The organism is Fibrobacter sp. UWB12 (assembly GCF_900142485.1).
GTDB lineage: Bacteria > Fibrobacterota > Fibrobacteria > Fibrobacterales > Fibrobacteraceae > Fibrobacter.
On sequence record NZ_FRAZ01000002.1, the window covers coordinates 538,351 to 559,519 of the forward strand.

General features: G+C 46.9%; 15 protein-coding genes. 8 read left to right on the forward strand and 7 right to left on the reverse strand.

Annotated elements, in window-relative coordinates:
- Positions 1-74: 74 nt before the first annotated feature.
- From BUA34_RS04815 to BUA34_RS04830, 4 genes are all read left to right on the forward strand, one after another.
- Complete coding sequence (locus BUA34_RS04815; protein WP_254794329.1) at positions 75-2,831, forward strand: valine--tRNA ligase; 2,757 nt, start codon at positions 75-77, stop codon at positions 2,829-2,831.
- A gap of 362 nt (positions 2,832-3,193) precedes the next feature.
- Positions 3,194-4,837 carry a hypothetical protein gene (locus BUA34_RS04820; protein WP_072827594.1) on the forward strand — a complete coding sequence of 548 codons (1,644 nt, stop codon included), beginning with the start codon at positions 3,194-3,196 and terminating at the stop codon, positions 4,835-4,837.
- A 169-nt stretch (positions 4,838-5,006) separates the two neighbouring features.
- Positions 5,007-5,513 carry a hypothetical protein gene (locus BUA34_RS04825; protein WP_072827595.1) on the forward strand — a complete coding sequence of 169 codons (507 nt, stop codon included), beginning with the start codon at positions 5,007-5,009 and terminating at the stop codon, positions 5,511-5,513.
- Between the two features lie 227 nt (positions 5,514-5,740).
- Positions 5,741-7,318, forward strand: a complete 1,578-nt coding sequence (locus tag BUA34_RS04830; protein ID WP_072827596.1) for a hypothetical protein — start codon at positions 5,741-5,743, stop codon at positions 7,316-7,318.
- 160 nt (positions 7,319-7,478) lie between these two features.
- Here the strand turns inward: BUA34_RS04830 and BUA34_RS04835 are convergent, their stop codons facing one another.
- The 6 genes from BUA34_RS04835 to BUA34_RS04860 form a co-directional block, all read right to left on the reverse strand.
- Positions 7,479-8,951 (reverse strand): amidophosphoribosyltransferase, encoded by a 1,473-nt coding sequence (locus BUA34_RS04835; RefSeq protein WP_072827597.1) that lies wholly within the window; start codon positions 8,949-8,951, stop codon positions 7,479-7,481.
- 146 nt (positions 8,952-9,097) lie between these two features.
- Positions 9,098-10,039: a hypothetical protein gene (locus BUA34_RS04840; RefSeq protein WP_072827598.1), complete on the reverse strand. Its 942-nt coding sequence runs from the start codon at positions 10,037-10,039 to the stop codon at positions 9,098-9,100.
- A 21-nt stretch (positions 10,040-10,060) separates the two neighbouring features.
- Positions 10,061-11,449: a hypothetical protein gene (locus BUA34_RS04845; protein WP_072827599.1), complete on the reverse strand. Its 1,389-nt coding sequence runs from the start codon at positions 11,447-11,449 to the stop codon at positions 10,061-10,063.
- 172 nt (positions 11,450-11,621) lie between these two features.
- A complete protein-coding gene (locus tag BUA34_RS04850; RefSeq protein WP_072827600.1) occupies positions 11,622-12,785 on the reverse strand; it encodes a glycosyltransferase in 1,164 nt (387 codons plus the stop codon).
- Positions 12,786-12,794: 9 nt separating this feature from the next.
- Positions 12,795-13,811, reverse strand: coding sequence for a glycosyltransferase family protein (locus BUA34_RS04855; RefSeq protein WP_254794330.1), 1,017 nt, complete (start codon positions 13,809-13,811; stop codon positions 12,795-12,797).
- Positions 13,812-13,819: 8 nt separating this feature from the next.
- Positions 13,820-14,623, reverse strand: a complete 804-nt coding sequence (locus BUA34_RS04860) for a glycosyltransferase family 32 protein (RefSeq protein WP_072827602.1) — start codon at positions 14,621-14,623, stop codon at positions 13,820-13,822.
- Positions 14,624-14,681: 58 nt separating this feature from the next.
- Here BUA34_RS04860 and BUA34_RS04865 point away from each other — a divergent pair, with 58 nt between their 5' ends.
- Positions 14,682-15,581, forward strand: a complete 900-nt coding sequence (locus tag BUA34_RS04865) for a glycosyltransferase (protein ID WP_072827603.1) — start codon at positions 14,682-14,684, stop codon at positions 15,579-15,581.
- Here the strand turns inward: BUA34_RS04865 and BUA34_RS04870 are convergent, their stop codons facing one another.
- Complete coding sequence (locus BUA34_RS04870; RefSeq protein WP_254794331.1) at positions 15,582-16,892, reverse strand: oligosaccharide flippase family protein; 1,311 nt, start codon at positions 16,890-16,892, stop codon at positions 15,582-15,584.
- A gap of 193 nt (positions 16,893-17,085) precedes the next feature.
- On the opposite strand from BUA34_RS04870, the gene BUA34_RS04875 reads away from it, so the two are divergent.
- From BUA34_RS04875 to BUA34_RS04885, 3 genes are read left to right on the forward strand one after another with little or no spacing between them, the layout of a single operon-like run.
- Complete coding sequence (locus tag BUA34_RS04875) at positions 17,086-17,598, forward strand: hypothetical protein (RefSeq protein WP_072827605.1); 513 nt, start codon at positions 17,086-17,088, stop codon at positions 17,596-17,598.
- A gap of 4 nt (positions 17,599-17,602) precedes the next feature.
- Complete coding sequence (locus BUA34_RS04880; RefSeq protein ID WP_072827606.1) at positions 17,603-19,468, forward strand: UbiD family decarboxylase; 1,866 nt, start codon at positions 17,603-17,605, stop codon at positions 19,466-19,468.
- Between the two features lie 2 nt (positions 19,469-19,470).
- Complete coding sequence (locus BUA34_RS04885) at positions 19,471-21,156, forward strand: hypothetical protein (protein WP_254794332.1); 1,686 nt, start codon at positions 19,471-19,473, stop codon at positions 21,154-21,156.
- Positions 21,157-21,169: the final 13 nt, after the last annotated feature.

Consider the following 21,169-nt stretch of genomic DNA (forward strand, 5'->3'; position numbering starts at 1 on the left):
CTCAAAAATGGTTTTGCAAGCAAACCCACTTCACTCGCCCTACGCAAAATTTCTAAATTTGGCGCATTATGGAAATGGAAACACGTTACAACCCGAAAATTGTAGAAGACCGTTGGCACGACCAATGGAACAAGAATAATGATTTTGCCCCGAGCGGAAAGGGTGAACCGTTCTCCGTCGTCATTCCGCCTCCGAACGTTACGGGTGCTCTGCACCTCGGCCACGCTCTGAACGACACGTTGCAGGACATTCTCGTCCGCTATCGCCGTAAGACTGGTCGCGACACGCTCTGGATTCCGGGCACGGACCACGCCGGCATTGCCACGCAGGCTGTCGTCGAAAAGAGACTTTTCCAGGACGAACACAAGACACGCCACGACATTGGCCGCGACGCCCTCGTGGAACGCATTTGGAAGTGGAAGGACGAATACGAAGCCCGCATCACGAAGCAGCTCAAGAGCCTCGGCGTCAGCTGCGACTGGAGCCGTCAGCGCTTCACGCTCGACCCGGTTTGCGCAAAGGCTGTCCGCCACGCATTCTTCAACCTTTTCAAGAAGGGTCTTATCTACCGCGGCAAGCGTCTCGTGAACTGGGACACCAAGCTCCAGACGGCTGTGGCAGACGATGAAATTTATTACGAAACTGTGAAGGGTCACTTCTGGACGTTCAAGTATCCTCTCGCCGACGGTTCGGGATTCATCCCGGTTTCGACGACTCGTCCGGAAACGATCATGGGCGATACGGCTCTCGCTGTGCACCCGAACGACGAACGCTACAAGCAGTTCATCGGCAAGATGCTCAAGGTTCCGTTCGTGAACCGCGAAATTCCGGTGATTGCAGACGCAATCCTCGTCGATATGGAATTCGGTACGGGTTCCGTGAAGGTGACTCCGGCACATGACCCGAACGACTACGCTACGGGCCTCCGCCACAAGCTCCCGATGATCAACATCATGAACGACGACGGCAGCCTCAACGAAAACGCCGGTCCGTTCCAGGGCATGAAGGGTCAGGCCGCACGCGACGCCGTGGTGAAGGGTCTCGAAGATCTCGGCCTCCTCATCAAGGTCGAAGACCACGAAATGCAGGTGGGTCATTCCGACCGTTCCAAGACAGTGATTGAACCGTACTTGAGCGACCAGTGGTTCGTGAAGATGGACGTCCTCGCCGACAACGCCATGAAGGCTGTCACGAGCGGCGAAATCAAGATCATTCCGGAACGCTATGCAAACAAGTACCTCGACTGGCTCAAGGAAAAGCGCGACTGGTGCATCAGCCGTCAGCTCTGGTGGGGCCACCGCATTCCTATTTGGCACGCCGACGAAACGACGACCGAAGAGGACTTGAGCAAGGCTTTCGCAGGCCGTAACGACATTTACTATTACAAGGCTCAGAACGGCATCTGGCTCATCTGCTCCGAAGAAGAAAACCTCTCCGAAGACGCTGTTGCCGGTCACAAGATTGTGCAGGAAGAAGACGTGCTCGACACGTGGTTCTCCAGTGGTCTCTGGCCGCACTCCACGATGGGCTGGCCGGAACAGACGGACACGCTCAAGAAGTACTACCCGACTTCTGTGCTCGTGACGAGCCGCGACATCATTACGCTCTGGGTCGCCCGCATGGTGCTCTTCAGCCAGGAAAACATGGGCACGGTTCCGTTCCACACGGTGTACATCCACCCGAAGATTTTGGACGGCAATGGCATGACCATGAGCAAGTCCAAGGGCAATGGCGTGGACCCGATGGATATCGAAAAGAAGTACGGCACGGACGCTCTCCGCTTCGTGATGGCAAGCCTCTGCACCGACAACCAGGACGTTCGTCTCCCGGTGAAGAAGGAAAAGCAGGAAGATGGTTCTGTCATCAACACGAGCGAAAAGTTCGAAATTGGTCGTAATTTCTCGAACAAGCTCTGGAACGCTTGCCGCTTCTTGTTCCCGCACTTGGAACAGGCTGGCGCTCTTTCCAAGGACATGCTCCCGATGGATTCTTCGATCTTCGCTCTCGAAGACCGCTGGATTCTCTCTCGCTTGAACTCCACCATCCAGGACGCAACGAAGATGCTCGAAGAGTTCCACTTTGCTGAACTCGCCGGCTTCCTCTACCGCTTTGTCTGGGACGATGTCTGCTCTAGCTACTTGGAAATCAAGAAGGCCGTGATCAACAGCGAAACGCTCACCGCCGAAAAGAAGAACGCTATGGCAATCCTCAGCCACGTGCTCCGTGGCGTGATTGACCTGTTGCATCCGGTGATGCCGTTCATCACGGAAGAACTGAACGCAACGCTCTTCCCTGGTTCTGAACGCGTGATCAACAGCGCATGGCCGAAGGCTGACACAAGCCTCATCGACGCCAAGATCGAAGCCGCTTTCAACCAGGCATTCGCCGTCGTGGAAAGCGTGCGTGGCGTGCGCGGTCGCTACAACGTAAGCCCGGCTACCAAGCTCAAGGCTGTCGTGAGCGTCGATACCGCAGAAACCGAAGCAAGCGTGAAGGACTGCCAGGCCATCATCACCGAACTCGGTGGACTTGAATCGTTCTCTGTAGCCGTGAAGGCCGCAAAGCCGAAGTTCAGCGCAAGCTCCGTGGTGCCGGGAGGCGAACTCTACATCCCGCTCGAAGGTATCCTTGACCCGGCCGCAGAAATCGCACGCCTCGAAAAGGAAATCGAAAAGGCAAAGGCATTCGCTGCCAGCATCGAAAAGAAGCTCTCTAATGAGAAGTTCGTCAACGGAGCTCCGGAAGCTGTCGTGAACGCCGAACGCACCAAGCTCGCTACTCAAAGAGAAATTATCGCCAAGGACGAAGCAGCCCTGAAGGATCTGCGATAATTTCTCAGCAAGACAAATGCGTAGGCCGAGAGTCGCGTGCAAATTCATTTGCACATGACCGAGGCCAGCATTTGGCACTTGAGCGAAGCGAAAGTGCCCATCATCGCCAAAAACGAAGCAGCACTTAAAGAGCTGAAGTAGTTCACGTCGTTGCGAGGTTCCGCAAGGAACCGCGGCAATCCATTTCAAAACAGGCACTCCGCATGGAGCGCCTGTTTTTTTGCCCCCCCCCTCGCCCATGCATTCCGTATTATAAAAGCTCCGAACGTATTATATAGACAAAATAATTTTCCTGAAGCAAAAACACTTCACTTTTCCGCCCCAAATTACATATATTATCTAAATGTTATTGGAGGATAGTTATGCATTACACGAAAAAAATTCTCAAACTGTATGTATTAGCAGTCATCGCTGCATCCGCAACTTTTGTCGCTTGCGGTGACTCCGATACGGTTGCCCCACCGCCCTCATTTGAATCAAGTTCGTCCAGCAGCGACATTTTAGCATCTTCCAGTTCCGATGCTACAACAGGTTCTTCTAGCAACATTACGGTTTCGTCAAGCAGCGATGCTCTCTCTAGTTCGCAAATTCCGCGATCAAGCTCTACGCAATCGAGCTCTAGCGAGCAATCGCCCATCACACAGTCCAAAGAGGCCATTTGCGGAGACATGTGGTGCGCACGCAGAGACAGAGAATCACGAGTCAACACCGGTTTCGATGCAGGTTTCGAGACATCCGGTTATTGGTTTGATGAATCCGACACGGAATATCAAACGGAATGCTCCAAGATCACTTGGGAAGGCTTCGACAACAGAGATTGCACCTTCGCTGACGATTGCTTTGCAGATATGATTGAGCAATGCGGCGGCATTTGCGTAACACAAACGCTCGTAAAGCGAGACCAAGTAAACAATCTATACGCGGGTATCGGATTTAACGTTGCCGGTGTTGACGAACAAAATAAACGTATCGTCACCGACATTTCTGAACTAGAAGGACTCTGCGTTGTATACACCTCCGACACAGAGGTTTATCTCGAAATGCACATAGACGATGTTTCGAATAAATATCTCGCCCCCGATTTTCCTCGCGCCACGCTTCCCCAAGCATCCACCCCCGTCATGAAAGATTTCACTTGGAAGGATTTCAAGCAAGACGGAACGGGCAACATGAGGATATCCGGTGAAGACGCCGCAAAGAGTCTAGTCTCGCTCATGTTCACATTAAAGGGCAGTCAAGATGCATCCAATCACTTCAACATCATGTCCATAGGTCGTTACGGAACATGCAGAACAGTCGCCAACGTAGATTCCGTTGCACAGCTCTCTAAAAGTCCATTCCAAACTTGGCATGGTTCTAGAGATTTCGAAATCAAAACCGGTTACGACAACGGGAGTAAAACATCGGGTATATGGTTCAGCATTTTCGATGACCAGCAAAATGGCGCTTCATCAATAACCTGGCCGATAGACCCACCTTATGACAACTTCAGCGAGGACTCCTTTGACAGTTGGAGAATGGAGCTTATAGAAGAATGTAAGGGAATTTGCGCGGAATACAATCTTGATAAATTCCAATTCCCCGATGAAAAAGACCCATTTGCAGGAATAGGCATCATTATAGCGGGAGAAGCAACCGACCCCGCAAACAACAAAGCTTACCTGACAACAGTAGATGCAACAAACATGGGCGGGGTTTGCGTTTCGTACACATCCGACAATGACATGTATATACAAATGGGACTCGGCGATAAAAAAGACGAAGAACTGAATTACGCATTGCCAATCGTTTCGATTCCCGCAAGCAAAGAAGTCAACACGGTGTACGTGAAATGGTCGCAATTCCAGCAGCCCTCATGGTATGATGGAGACAAAAAGATTACAGGAGCAGAAGCCGCAAAATCACTAGCCGCAGTTCATTTCCTAGCGCACGGTAAAAGTGGTTCTGCAGGCAAATTCAACATCATGTCTATCGGCCCGTACAACAGAGGCTATTGCTATCCGTAATATACAACCATTCATCAGAAAAAAAGCCGATCCCGTCAGCAAACTGGGTCGGTTTTATTTTTTCATAATAGTGATTTAGTATATTGCGGATGATATGAGTTCCATCAAAAGAATACTATGCCTTTTATTCGTAATTGCGTTGACCGCACCCTTAACAGGTTGCGTAACAATGCTTGCAATCATGCTTACCGATCACGAGCAAACTATAACGATTGAAGCATCCGATGGCGAAAAATACGATTTTTACGTAAACGAAGGCATTGTATGTTCTTTCACGGATAAATGCACATTCAAGCATAATCTGGACCACAGATGCAATTTGATGGTCATCTCTGCAAGGCGAGATTCTGTAATTTATGGTTCAAAAGAATATGGCTATAGAGAAGTTCCATTCATTCTTTCGGTTCTTGACAAAGACAACGACGAAAAATACAAGAAATGTCCAGAATCCTTCCTAGAAGCCGATGTAATTGTGCCTATCAACGAATACCTTAGCGCACGAGATAAGAGAATCCAACGCAAAAAGAACGCCGCACGATGGGATATCTCGCCATTTGCCTCTAGCTCAAGCAGCAAGAAAACATTTAGTTCAAGCAGCCAACAGCCAAGCAATTACACCAACGACGATAACGTTTCGGATTACGAAAAGTACAAAAAACAGACCTCACGTCATTAGTGTCGTAATATTTTTAACACAAAAATATAATAATCGTATTTTATACACCCCATATGTGTATTATAAAGCACTTTTATCAAAATTTTGTATTATATGAAACAAAGTGTAGTATAATAAAGAAGCGCAAATTTCATACAAAATAATCATACAAACTAACAGCCTATAACACTCATGTTCTAGGTTATATATATTCTTTGCATCAGACGATCAAACAGGAGGATAATCTGATGAAAAGAGCCAAGAAATTCCCTAAAGCTTCGATTTTGGGCGTAGCCGCAGTTTCAACGCTGTTCACGGCATGCGATCTCATCCACGACCTCATTCCGGCAGACCCCAATCCAGGCGATCCGCACGTACAGATAAGTTCATCCAGTCATTTTGTACCGGCATCATCCAGCGCCATTTTGCCGACATCTTCTTTCAACCAGCCATCCGCATTCCAAACCTGGCGCGGACCAGATGGTTATCAAAGAATCGAAACAGGCCATAGCACCGACACAGAAACTGCCGGTTACTGGTATTCATTCGCTGACGATGTCGATGGCGGAATGTCCAGAGTCGTTTGGCCGGTTCCTGAAGGAGATGAATACGATTCCGGTTCATTGCAGCCCATTGTCGATTACTGTAAGGGTCTTTGCGGTACAGCATCGTTGAACAAAGGAACAATGACATACAATCCGTTTGCCGGTGTAGCCTTCAACTTAGCAGGTGAAGACTCAAGAGGCAATATCGTCGCTGCAGATGTTTCTGACATGGACGGCGTCTGCATATCGTACGCATCAGAAGCCATCATGTCAATCGAAATGATTTTCGATGATGCAACAAACAGCCGAATCGGCTATGCAAATCCGGCCGTAACAATACCGAAGAGTCTTGCAGGTACGACAAAGACCTTCTCTTGGTCAAACTTCAAGCAGCCCAGCTGGTACAAAGGCGACTATAAGATTTCTGGCACAGAAGGCGCAAAGAGACTCGTTGCACTCCGCTTCAAGCTTCAAGCTTCTATGGGCGATTACCGATTCAACATTACGGAAATTGGCAAGAATGGAGCTTGCACAGGCGTTCCGGCCAATCTCGATATTATTGGCCCTGTAGATCCAATTGTCATCGACCCGCCTGATACAATTCCGCCGGGACCTGCTCCGGAAAACAACTTTGAAACATGGTTCGGATATCAAGGTTACGCACAAATAAACACCGGATACGACAATGGCTCATTGACTTCGGGTTATTGGTTTAGCTATGGCGATGACGTTGATGGCGGACAATCCCGCATCGTTTGGCCAGTTCCCCAAGGTAACGAATACAGCGATGACGCACTGGATCCCATCATTGAACATTGCAATGGTCTTTGCGGAACAGCTGTTCTCGACAAGGGCGTCCTGACTTACAATCCGTATGTAGGTGTAGGCTTTAACTTGGCCGGTGAAACCAAAAACGGCGAAGCCGATATCGTCGACGCATCTTCTATTGGCGGCATCTGCATCTCCTACACGTCCACCGCAGCCCCGACTCTCGAAATGGGCCTTGGCGAAGCTTTGGACGCAGCAATTGGTTACGCACAACCTGCAGTAGCTCTCCCCAAGAGCACAGTGGGCGTTACGAAGTTTATTCCGTGGTCAAACTTCAAGCAGCCGTCTTGGTACAAGGGTGATTTGCAACTGACCGGTGAACAAGCCGCCAAGCATCTTGCAAATATCAAATTCAAGATTCAGGCTCATCCGGGTGAATACGACTTCAACATTCAAGCCGTCGGTCCGTTCAATGGCGGAACATGCGCACCAAACGCTAATGTTCTTCCGTAACAAAATTCATAGATAGCTCCTTATGTAGAAAAAGAAATCCGGCCTCGCATGAGGTCGGATTTTCAATTTTCTACAGTCATTCTGAAAGGCGAAGCCTTGAAGAATCCAGTTAATGTAATAATGTTACTGGATGGGGCAAGCCCCATGACGAAACGAAGGATTATTCCTTATCCTTTTCCTTGTCGTGGCAATGGCACGGGCAATGATAGCAGTCACCCGTTTCGGCGTAGTCCTTGCCAGTCCAGCAGTAGGTGCAAAGGTCTTCTTCCGGGAGGCCGATAGCCTGGATCAAGTCGTCAATGCGCTGGAACGCAAGCGACGTGAGGTTCAGCTTCTTGCGGATGTATTCGACCATGTCCTTGTACGGCTGGCCATTCGGATCGGTGTACTTGTCGAGATCGGCGTTTTCACCTTCCTGGTCGCGAATGTAACGGCGCGTGATGAGGTCGTATTCATTCTTGGATCGAGAGAAGTTGATGAACTTGCAAGGATAAACGAGCGGCGGGCAAGCGATACGCATGTGCGTTTCCTTGCAACCCATCGAATAAAGTTTCTGGGCTTGCTTACCGAGCTGCGTTCCGCGAACGATGGAGTCATCGCAGAAAACGAGGCGACGGTCCTTGATGAGACCCGGAATCGGGATGAGCTTCATCGAGGCGACATGTTCACGCTGGCGCTGGTCCTGCGGCATAAAGGAACGTGCCCAAGTCGGAGTGTACTTCACGAACGGGCGTGCAAACTTGATGCCTGCTTCATGAGCATAGCCCAAAGCGTGAGACGTGCCGGAATCCGGAATACCGCAAGCGGCATCGGCTTCAGTCGGGGTGCGCTTCGCAAGAGCGGAACCGCAACGATAGCGAGTCATTTCAACATTACGTCCTTCGTAGCTCGATGCCGGGTAACCGTAATACACCCAGAGGAACGAACAAATTGCCATCTTCTTGCGCGGCGGGACAAGCACAGTTTCGCCATCCGGCGTGAGCTCAACCACTTCGCCCGGACCAAGATCACGGACGTATTCGTAACCAAGGTTCGGGAGTGCACAGCTTTCTTGCAAGGCAATCATAGCGCCATCCTTCTTACCAAGGATGATTGCTGTACGGCCCCACTTGTCGCGGCACGCATAAAAACGCCCCGCGCTATCCATAATCAGCACGGAGCAACTTCCCTTTACCTTATCCTGAACGTACTTGAGACCGTCAATAATTGAATCCTGCGTAGCAATAAGCGCTGAGACAACTTCGGTCGGACCGACCATGCCACTCGTCGTTGAGAACTGGAGCTGCATGCAGTTGTTGCGGAAAAGTTCGTTCTTAATATCTTCGATGTTCGTGATGAGGCCAACAGTCACAATCGCGAACGTTCCCAGCTTGGAGGTCATGACGAGCGGCTGCGGGTCTGTGTCAGAGATGACGCCTAAGCCAATCTTGCCGGAAAAATGTGTTAAATCGTGTTCAAACTTACTGCGGAACGGAGTGTTCTGGATGTTGTGAATCGAGCGATGGAAAACACCATCCGATTTCAAAACAGCCATACCGCCGCGGTGAGTGCCAAGGTGAGAATGGTAGTCGGTTCCGTAAAAGAGATCGCAAACGCAATCTTCTTTGGAAATAACACCACAAAAGCCGCCCATATAAGACTCCTGGATAGAAAAGGATTTTCCACATACAAAAATAGAAATCTTGCGCCATCTGCAAAGACTAAACCTGAAAATTTTTTATTTCAGCCGCCAGGCAAGCCCGCAAACAGCCATATTTTTTGCTTACGAAAATGTGGGTTTTACAAATCCCTCGATTTCGGGCCGTATTCAATTGAACCGTCGTGGCGGATGATGAGGTAGTTACAATACTTATAATATTTTGAGCGCCATTCTTTACAACGGTCTTCTGAGACTAGAGAATGATTGCACAGAAAATCTTCAATATATGATAAAATTCCTTTAGAAGTTTTTGGATCCTCGTATTGTTTCAAGCTAGCGTAACTGGCAATTTCATTTTGAGAAACATCTAATATATTTTCTTTTTTTAAATTCCATTTTTTGGGAAAGAAAACGTCCCCATTATCCCCCAACAAAAATTTAGGAAATCCACAACGTACAACTCTAGAACAAAAATCTGGAGTTTTACAAAATGCTAACGCACCAATATATTTACTAGACATTCCTATTTTATTCCAAATATTTTCGATAGGTTCCCAACCATAATCCTGAACATATATATCTTTTTGATTGTTTATCACTGCAATATTTTCATAAACTAATGATTGACCAGGCTCTTTTTTCTCAGCACGCTCCCTAGCATTTCTTTCCAACCATTTTTCGAAAGATGGATTTTTATGGATCGTAGCCACCATTTTCTTAAAAGATTCTACTACATCTATTGGAGATTCCCTAAACGAGCTATCCGCAAATGCCATATAGAATCTAAAAATTATACTTTCAAGCGGTATTTTAGCTTTAGGCGTTACATCAAAAGTAAAACTTTTCCCAATATCTTCACAATGACCATCTAACCGTCTATCTGTTCTTACTTTTTCAATATCAAAAAAATTTTCAAAATCCTTAAATTTCGGATCAAGCCGAGCACAAGCTATATTATCATGAATGCCTAAACAAGTCTTAACCCTCACACCCGCACAAGAACTACCACGCTGAGGGGCTTTACAAGCATAAACATCCAAAAAAAGTAATAAGCAAACGACAAAACAAATTTTCTTTATCATCAAAAACACCCTCGCCAAATATTACCACCATTCCGATCCCGGCCCGATTTCTACAGCCCCATCGTTGCGGATGATAATGTAATTGAAGAAATGATTTTTCCGTTGAGACATTTCCGCCTGACGTTTGTAGCCTCTAACAAAAGGCCTATCATCTTCTATATTGAAAAAATTTTCACCTTCCGACACCCAAGCATTAGTCACAAGGACATCACCACTATCGCTCAAAGCAAATTCATAATAGCGGTCTCCATATTGCAGCGAACTCACATATTCACCCCTCATCCCCACATCTTTCCAAGCAGAATCTCTTGGAATAGGATGGAAGAAGCCCAAAGAATCATGATTAACCAAAGTAAGCTCTGTGTAATTCATCAAAGAATTTTTATATCGCAACCATTTTTCAAAAGTCGGATTTTTACGAATCGCAATCAAAGTTCTTAAGAAAAGCTTGACTGATTCAATCGGATCTTCATAGAAATTTTCATACTTGATGAGCCGCAAAACAAGTTCATTAAAAGGCGTTTCTCCTTTCAGCGATACATAAACGGAATATTCAACATCATCTTCAGAATGAGTTCGACCGACTACAGCTTTGATATCAAAGAAATCCTCAAAGCGTTTAAATCTTGAATCTTCACGGAATGTTTTTAAAATTTTTTCACTTCCTTTATCGTCTAGCTCTTGACGAAGGCTATCTAAAACTTTGTAATAAGCGGCAAACGGAGTTGCATTTTCTCGATAAATCTTGGGCAATTTTTCATATCGAGTTTTTCCATCATAATCTTGAAGATCAAAGGCTCCATAAAGAAGATTATTGCCATAATAACGTTTCCAAAACAAAGTATCTCGAATCAACGAAACACGCCCTTTATCGACAACAATTTCATACAATTTTTTAGGACCACACGCAAAACCTATTGTGTCACTGACAAAATCTGCAAATAATGGTTCGCTCTTCTGTTTAAAAATCCGTTTTTCGGCAGATGTATTCAAAACAATTTCTTGCGGAGGAATACTTACCGAAACAATTCTAGTGTCCGTTCCCTTTCCTTCGAAAAATTTTCTTGGAAGTTCTATTGAACGCGAATACGACTTTATGAGCACACTATCCAAATAAAGCGAAGAATCGTGAATACTCCAATACGCAGAATAGCCACCGCCTTTTTCAGGACTATAATACATATACATCGGAGCGAAATACCATTCTTGAATCCACGGTCTAAAAGGCCATTCCACGTAATGTTTGGCGATATATTCGTTAAGCGGATGTGCTAAAACTCGGCATTGTTCGCCATTGAAATAGAAATGGTCCGTTCCGCCTTCAAGATAAGCTCGTTTCGGAACAGTCACAAATATAGCGCAAGCGGCACACGCAAACACAACAACCAAGAAACAAATTTTCTTTATCATATGAATAAATTACAAAAAATGCTCATACAAAATGTATGAATGGGGCAAGCATGGATCCTATCGGGGTTTCACCCCTCCAGGATGACAAAACGTATATGGAAATCCCAGAATGGTTCGACAGGCTCACCAACCTTAATCCGGGATGACATGTAAGCGGGACAATCCTCGAAAATTATTCACCAAGGACAAACGCGACGGCTTTTTCGAGGTCTTCTTGTTGGCGTTTATGCACTTCGCCGTAACGTACAACACCGCGAGCCGCGTACATCGTATAAATTTCCGAGTCCAGCAATTGAATCATGCGGTTCTTGATTTCGCTCACGGAATAAGGGTCAAAATAAAGTGCAGCATTTTCGCAGACTTCGGGCACAGACGTCGTACCGCTTGCCGCAACAGGAACGCCATAGCGCATCGACTGCACCGGCGGATAGCCAAAGCCTTCGTTCAAGCTCGGGAAAATAAACGCATACGCGTTCTTGTGCAAGAATTCAAGTTCCTTAGATTCTACATAGCCGAGGAACACAAACGCATCCTTGTTGCGGATATGCTTGCGGTAAACCTTCACGTTCGTTGCCCCTGTAATCACAAGTTTCATGTCGAACAAGTGATTTGTCGAACGCATCATTGTTACAAGTTCATCGAACGCCTTGACCGCACGTAGGTTGTTTTTTTCCCAGCGAGCACCGCTCGTGAGCAAAAAGAATTTTTTTGACTTTACGCCCGGCGGCAAGAATCCTTCGGGTTCGTAATCCAGCATCGGGCTATAGAAAACCGGGATTTCCTTGTCCAGAAGTTCCGGAAAGAACGACTTGATAGAAGCGCGGCTATGTTCGCTCACCGTAATGCATTCGGCACGACCGTCAGCAATGCGGGCCGCCAAATCGCGGTACTTAGGCGCATAGAAATACTTTTTCCAACTGTCGCGGTAACGCACAAGCGCTTCCATCTTTTGCGCAAACTTTTTCGCAAAGCCAACGCCTTGCCAGCTGTACTGCATTTCGAGAGCGCGTACGCCATGCCACGTGAATACAAAACGCTTTACCTGAATTTGCCATTTGCCTTCGAGCGAATAAAGCGGCGTGTAGAACGCGTCAATCGCATTTTCGTCGATAATCTGTTGCGGCGTTTTTTCGGCAATGTCAAAAAGCGGAATATCGCACTTTTCGCAAGCTTCAAGAATATCCGGCGACAAGTATTTGCGGCTATCGTAAACGCAACTGAACTTTGCGCTACGTTTCACAAGCGCCCAGAAAATCACTTCGCCATAAGAGCCGCCACCGTGAAACTTTGCACTGTGAATCGGCTGCACCGCCACGAGATTAAAAAGCAAATTCATAAACGCCCCCTAGAAAAGCTTGCCCAGGATTTCCAAAGGCTTTACGAGGAATGGCGTTTTCTTGTACAGCCAAGCAAGCGATTTTGCAAACGCATAAGAGCGGATGATGTAAGCTCCCGCAGCACCCACCTTATTCGTCTGGTACATGAACGCATCCTTCGCATGTGCAATCACGTCATCGTAATACTCGTTGATGTGAATGGACTTGTCCGCATTCACCGTCACAGGGAGGTTCTTCAAGTTCGTATAAAAGTCCTTGCGCAAAATCTTCGGCAAAAAGATGTTCATCGATTCCGGCACCTTGCGGCCACGCGTATCGATAATACGCGAACCAAAGAAGTGCAACACCTTCGCCGTCGGCAAGAATCGGTTGCCATAAGCCAGCTGGCAGTTCCAGCCACCATCCATCTTCTTCGTCACGTATCCAAACTTGTAATTGGTTTCAGCAAGCGAAGCCATGTCATACGGGAAGTTCTTGGAAACGCAATAAAGCCAAAGTTCGTGCCAAGTCTTGAAGAACTCGCGGGCTTCCGGCGTATCGGCGGCAAACATCACGCCCCCATTGAAAATCTCGTCGTTCAAAATCGGCGAAAAGCCCATCATCTTCGCGTTGTTCAAAACCTTCTTGCGATTAATCGCCTTCGAGAGATTCGTGTGGAAGTCGAGCACGGCATAAATGCCACCGCGCCATTCGTCCGGAATCGAGAGGTCATCGACAATCGCGATGTCCGAATCCATGTACAAGAAATCGCCATCGACCACGTTGCGCATCACCGTCTTGAGGTAACGAGAACGAAGCATCGGTGTGAACTTTTCATCAAGCGTCAATACCTTGAGTTCATCGACAGCATCCTTCAAGACCGCACGCGGACCCGTCAGAGTTTCAGCTGTCTTGTCGTCCGTCAAAAGCGTCACGAACGCATTCGGGTTATGGACACGCAACGAAGCAATCGCCACAAGCGTCTGTTCGCAGAAAAAGTCCTTCGGGGAACTCGTCAACACAAAAAGATATTTCACAGAAGGCATAGTCATCCTTAAAGCTCAATCGGTTTCTTGTTTTCGTATGCGGCAAGGCGGCTTTCCATCGTGCCACGCGGTGCGTTTCGGAGGAAGTTCTTGATGCGTTGCCAAAGCGGGCGCCAGCTACCGTTCGTCACGTGAATCGCAAAAGGTTTCGTCTTCGATTCGTTCAAGCTCGGCAAGAACACGTCGCCCGGATAAATCGTCATTCCTTCAGAAATTCTTTGCAATTCATTTTTATAAACAAAACCAAATTGCTGTGCCGTATGCGCGTAAACAAACGGAGAAATATTCTGGATATTCATTTCACCGTTCGGCAAAATGAACTTCTGGTTTTCGTAGTATTCCATGCACTTTTTAAGGAACGGGTGCCCGGCCTCGCCACCGAAAATAGCCGCCTGCAAAGCAAGCCCCGGGAGCGCAATCTGGTTCGGGTCCTTCTTGGTTCCGTCCTCGTTCAAGTATTGCCAAGACTTGTTTTTCTTGAAGTGCGATGTAAACTCAATATTCGTGAAATAGCGATTGTCCAGGAACGGATCAAAGCTCTGGTACATGTAAACATCGCTATCCAAATAGATTCCGCCCTCGCTATAGACGGCATAAAGGCGAATGTAATCGCTCGCGAACGCCCACTTAGAAAGCGAAACAGCCTCGCGCACAAACGGGACCGAGTCTATAATCTTTTGGCATTTTGCCATATCCCAATGGACAATTTCGTAATCGGGGCAATGACGCTTCCAGCTGCCGATACACAACTGCGGCAATTGCGGCAGCGGATCATTGGAAAGCCATATATAGTGTAGCTTCTTAGGAATCATGCAATTAATGTAGAAAAAATACTACTTAGCAGACACTCCAAATATCTATATTTATATCATGATTTCTATAGCAATGGCAACATATAACGGCAAGACTTTTATCCGTGAACAGCTAGATTCCATCTTGGCTCAAACCGAGCAAGATTTCGAAATCGTAATTTGCGATGACGCATCAACCGACTCTACGCCCCAAATCCTTGACGAGTACGCCCGCAAGGATTCTAGAATCCGCGTTTACAGGAACGAGAAGAACTTAGGTTATCGCGAGAACTTCAATAAGGCCGTATCGCTTTGCAAGGGCGATTTTGTCGCATTCAGCGATCAAGACGATTTGTGGCTTCCGAACCATCTCGAAACTTTGCACAAAGCTATCGGCAACAACCTCGTTTGCGGAGGCCGCACAGTACGTTGCCGCGAAGACGGTTCCACACTCAATGAATTTTCTCCGACGCCGTACCAGTCCAATGGACTAACTTCGCAAAAAGACCGTTTTATTTACCAGTGCTACGCCTTCAATCTTTATCAGGGCGCATCGCAACTCATCAGCCGTGAAGCAGTCGAGCGATTCTTCCCTATCGAAAACGACGAATATGCCCACGACTGGTCACTTGCCGCAAACGCCATTGGCGAAAACCGATTTGTCTACACCGATACCGTCGTGACAAAATGGCGCAAGCACTCTTCTCAGGTCACGCACAAAAGACATTCTAGAGAAGTCCGCAAGAATCGTCTTGCCCAGTTTGCATCGTACATGTGGGCGCACAACGATATTCTCCGCAAAGATCCTACTATTAAGGAAATTCTGCACAAGGCTATCGAATTCCATACAAATTCGAGAATTTCTTACCGCATCAAGAACTTGTGCCACGTGTGGAGAACATCCAAGACGATTTACGGGCGAAACTTCACCGGAACACTCAAAACCGTTCTCGGTTACTTGTTCACCGCTTCGCTGTAATTAGAATTTTCTCTTGTAGAACAAGAACTGCGCACCAAGTGCAAGCAGCACGCACACATAAACGACAATCTTTCCGACCATCGTAAGTGTTACAACTTGCGCGTTAATCAAGACGTAGAGTGCGAGCAATAAAACCATCCAAACGATTTCGGCCCACAGCTTGCTTGAATACGGCTGGAGTTTTCTCTTGAGCAAATAAACATTGCAATAAACAGACGAGACGATTCCGTAAAGAAGCATCGAAAGTGCTGCGCCCAAAAGTCCCAAATGCGGAATCAAAACGAAGCCTGCCACCACAGAAGTCACAAGCTGGATAATGCTCGCCTTCAAATTGACAACGCTCTTGCCGATGCCGTCAATCACCGTATTCACCATGCCAAAGAACGTCACCACAAGTTGGAAAAACAGCAAAATACCAAGCGCCATTGGCTGCACCACATAACTCTTGCCCGCAATAGACATGATTTCTTCGGGGAAAAGTACGATGAAAAAGCCGATAATCACCTGAATCATCGTTGCCATCGACACGCAATAAGAATAAACGGGTTTCAAATCCGTCTTTAAGCGGGATTCATCCATGCCCGAAACAACAGGCGTGATAATCGGATTGAAACCATTTCGAATCGTTTGCAAGCCATTTGCAAGAGTCATCATCAAGGCATAAACGCCAGACGCCTCGGCGCCCAAGAAAAACAGCACCATCCACAAAGTCGAACGCTGGAGCAAGTTTCCGACAAGGACTGTTAATCCAAGCGGCGCAGAGTACAACACCAGCTCTTTTGAAGCAAGTCCCGGCGGGACAATCGGCATATTTTTAAACTGCTTGCGTACCGCTTTTGCATGTAAAGTAAAGCCAATGACCTGTCCGAACAAGAGACCAAACGGGAGCGCATGCGGAATATCAAAGTAATGGAGCACAATCGACACGAGCGGCGCCATCACTGCAATCACAAAATCATTGATAAAAATAGAGATCCACGGCTTACGGTTCCCTTCCGAAGAACTACTCAGCACATACATGCCCGAATAGAACACCAAGGAAATCGCGTAATACGGGAGTTCATCCGAAATAAGCGATGTGAACGAGCCAAGAATAATGACAACCGTAACAAACAATGATACGGCAACAGAAATCCAGAACGATTCCATGATGCCATTATAAACGGGTCTTTTGTGGAGTTTATTTTGCGGCAAATACCAACGAAGCCCGATATCTAGGCCAAGAGTCGATGCACGCGCAATCGTAAGCAACAAGCCCTGAGTCGAAACGAATATCCCAAACTCGCCCGTTCCAAAGATTCGGGCTAACATAATGGTCAAAAGAGGGCCACATATTTTCAGGACCGTACCCAAAATATTAAAGAGGGTACTTTTCTTCAAAAAACTTTTGTCAACATCTAACTCATTCATGCTCAACGCAATTTAAAAAAATGGTAAAATAGATTAAACCCTAAAATTTACAGAAATGCAAATAAAAACAAAAAAATTTACTACATTATACGTCATGGTTCAATTCAGTCAAACTTCTTGGCAATACGGTACGCTCTCGGATACGCTTGATATCATGCGCTACGCGCCAATGTCCTTGTCCGTTGGGAAAAACGCCGTTCTCTATTACACATTGCCAAAGAGCATTGAACCGGGCGAATTTATCCGCTACACGATTGTTGCCGGCTTTAGAAAATTAAGTTGGACCGGCATCATTGGAGCGGTCAACGCAGGCAAGACCAACAACGTCATTGAAATTGCAGCACGCCTTGGAGAAGGCCCGTTCCGCGGTTTTACAGCAAAGCACAAGTTCGATTCCGTCAAGGGAATTACCACTTGCTTTGATGACCTCTCATTCCAGGGTTGCAAAGACTTTGCCGAAGACACATTCTCGATAGTCATGGCAAGCGCAAGCATGGTTTACGCTATTTCCGCAAGAGAAATGGCTCGTGAACAAATCGCATTTGTAGAAGCAAAGAAGAAGACGCAAGCTTTCGAAGCTTTGGATCAATCCGCAACAGCCGGATAAAATCATGTACAAGACCCTCGAACAGGCCCTGCTGGATTTGGAAAAAGCGGGAATGCTCAAACGTATTCACGCCGAGGTCGATCCGCATTTAGAAATGGCCGAAATCGCGAGGGAGAATTTTAGGCAGGGTGGCCCTGCACTGCTTTTTGAACATGTCAAAGGGAGCAAGTTCCGCGTCGCATGTAACATTTTCGGAAGCGACGAAAGGTTCAATTTTTTGTTCCGTAACGGCTTTGAGCAGACAAAAGCCGCCGTCAACTTCAAGGCTAATCCTGTAGATTTTTTCAAAAACGCATTAAAGCATCCAGGATCGCTTTTCAAGGCGGGATTTGCAGGGATAAATTCTTTGCCCAAGCGCTCCGGGAGCATCAAGGATTTTGAAGAATGTAGTCTGAGCGACTTGCCACAGCTGGTCAGCTGGCCGCTAGACGGCGGAGCGTTCATCACGCTCCCGCAAGTCGCCACACGCCCGAGCGAAAATGCAAGCATCATGCAGACGAATGTGGGCATGTACCGCATCCAGATTTCAGGGAATGAATACATTCCGAACGAAGAGTGCGGACTGCATTACCAAATCAAACGCGATATTGCAAGGCACCACCAGAAAGCAATTGAAGAAGGCCGACCGCTCAAGGTGAGCATTTTTATCGGCGGGCCCCCATCGCACACGTTTGCAGCTGTAATGCCCATGCCCGAAAACCTTTCGGAATTGCTCTTTGCAGGCATGCTTGGCAACCGCCGTTTCCGTTACTTTGAACTTGATGGTTACCTTGTCTCTAGCGATGCTGATTTTTGTATTTTGGGAGAACTCGAACCTGGTTTAAAGCCCGAAGGCCCATTTGGAGACCACATCGGCTACTACTCCGGCAAGCACGATTTCCCATGTATGAGAGTCAAGAAAGTCCTCTGCAAAAAGAATGCTATTTTCCCGTTCACGGTCGTCGGGCGCCCGCCTCAAGAAGATACGCTCTTTGGCAAGTTTATTCATGAAATCACGAAGCCAATGGTTCCCGCTTCGCTCCCTGGCGTTTACGGCATTCACGCGGTCGATGACGCTGGCGTACACCCGCTTTGCCTAGCGCTCGGTTCAGAAGCGTTCCGGCCGTACGCCAGCCCCGAAGAACGCGAGCCGATGGAACTTTTAAAAACGGCGAATGCGTTACTCGGATTCAATCAGGCGAGCCTCACCAAATATTTGCTAATCGCCGCAAAAGAAGATGATACTCGCCTCGATGTAAACAACGTACCTGCGTTCTTCGGACACGTTCTCGAACGTGTCCACTTCGACCGCGATTTGCATTTCCAAACTGCAACAACGATAGACACGCTCGACTACACCGGCACTAGCCTTAACCACGGTTCAAAAATCGTCATTGCAGCTGCAGGCGCCAAGTGCCGCGAACTCCGCAACAATCCAAGCGATTTACAAACGCTTGCACTCCCGCAAGGATTCAAGAACGCGACCATCGTGATGCCCGGTGTGCTCATAATCGAAGGCCCGGTATTCAACGAGACGCCCGCGACTCTCGACAAAGCCGAGAATTTCCGAGAGCTCAAAGCAACCCTCGCCCACTGGGAATTCCGCGAGAACTATCCTTGGATTTCTATTGTCGACGAAGGCGCCATTAATGCAAACAACACCGCTAGCACAAACAACATATTAAGCGATTTTCTGTGGCTTACATTTACGCGCTCTGACCCGGCACAAGACATTTACGGTCTCGATGAAGTTGTCGAAAACAAGCATTGGAAATGCAAGGCTCCATTGATTGTCGATGCCCGCATCAAGCCGCAACACCAAAAGCAATTGGAGATTTCTGCCGAAATTACAGCAAGAGCCAAACAAATTCTGAAAGACGCCGGAGTCTAACAATGTATTACGAACATTCTCATTCTTTTTCGCTTTTAAAAGTAATCGCTCTTGTTGCTTTGTATTTTTTCGTTGCCGTTTCTTACACGCACGCCTACGAAGATGAATGTGGCTCGATGCATGTTTGGGAAAATATTATCAAAAGACACAAGCAATCGCAAAACCAAACAAGTATCAAGCACGAGCCCAACGTCAAAGCCGAAGAAAAATGCAAGGCCGAAGATTATTACGACTCCGTCTACACCATTGAAACGCAGCACTTTCAAGTGATGTATGTTTTGGCAGGGCCGCATGCAACCACAAAACAGTTTGCCGATAGCACCGCCGCCATTTTAGAAAGGGCGTGGGACTTTTACATCAACCAACATAAAATGCACGCTCCCAAGAGCCCAACCATCAGCCATCATTTCCGAAAACCCATAAAAGATGGCTTGTATCCGGTTGAAATCATCGACGTTAATCAAGTTAGGGACAACATTATCGAAGGCAATGGCTGTACAGCAAACTTCGCAGTCACCTACCCATTTGGCTTAAACGGTAATTCCGAAATTTTCATGGAGAACGATTTTTACTCTACATGCAACCGCTATAACGACAATGATACAATCTTTGTTCATGGAGATACTTGCACTTATCCCAAAACAAAAAATCCATTACGTAACAACACTTATAATTACAGTTATACAGACGAATGGGTCAAAGGGCTCCGCGTAACCATCTTCCACGAATTCTATCACTCGATACAGCTCACTTATCTCAACACAAGCGTAAATTTTTCATTCTGGTTCGAAGCATCTGCCACAGGATTTGAAGAAATCACAAACCCAGAAATTGATGACTATCTCCGTTACATCCCCAAACTATTTGCAAATATGGGTCATTCGCTCTCAGAAGACACAAGCAACTACGGAGCATCAACGTTATTCCTTTATCTGTATCTAAACGTTTCTAAAGAATTAGACAGGCTTATTTGGGAAAACTACTACGCAAATCCAACACAGGATTTCGAATACCAACTTGAATCCGCACTAAAAAAACGCAATCTTAACGCTGATAGCATTTTCCACGACTATGCACTTAAACTTTCATTTTCAGGAAACCACACCGAATACATAAACAAAAAAAATTGGATTATCGAAGATCAGCCCAAATGGCCTGATGCTCCATTCCTCAATCAAGATTCCATCAAGCCGAATATCGAAAGCCTTGCATTCGAATTCTACACCATCCCGCAATTTTACTCGGCTCCCTACACTACAGATTTCACAGACTTTATCGGTAAAGCATCAGTAATCGTATACAATAACGGCAAAGCATCCATTTACAAAGTTTCAAGCAACAAGACGCTTGACAGTCTAACAACGATACTAGCGACAAGCGATTCTTCGGCATGGATTTTCAGCAGATTGGGAAAATCCGAAAGCATCCCGATTTCAAACAGCACCGCTGAGCCGCACGCATTTCCGGTTCCATGGAAACAGGGGCCTCTCTGCTTTGCCCCACTCCCCAAAGACAAGAAATTCATCGAAATCCGCAACAGGCGCGGTGACCTCATTTCACAAGAAAAATACGAAGGTTCGTCTTATTGTCTGCAAGAAGAACAAGTTAAATCGATGATGGCTCCGGGAATCCACCGATTCCGCGTTGGCAACAAAGGCAAAACAAAAAGCTTTATAATTGTTTATTAGTCGAGTGCGTCAA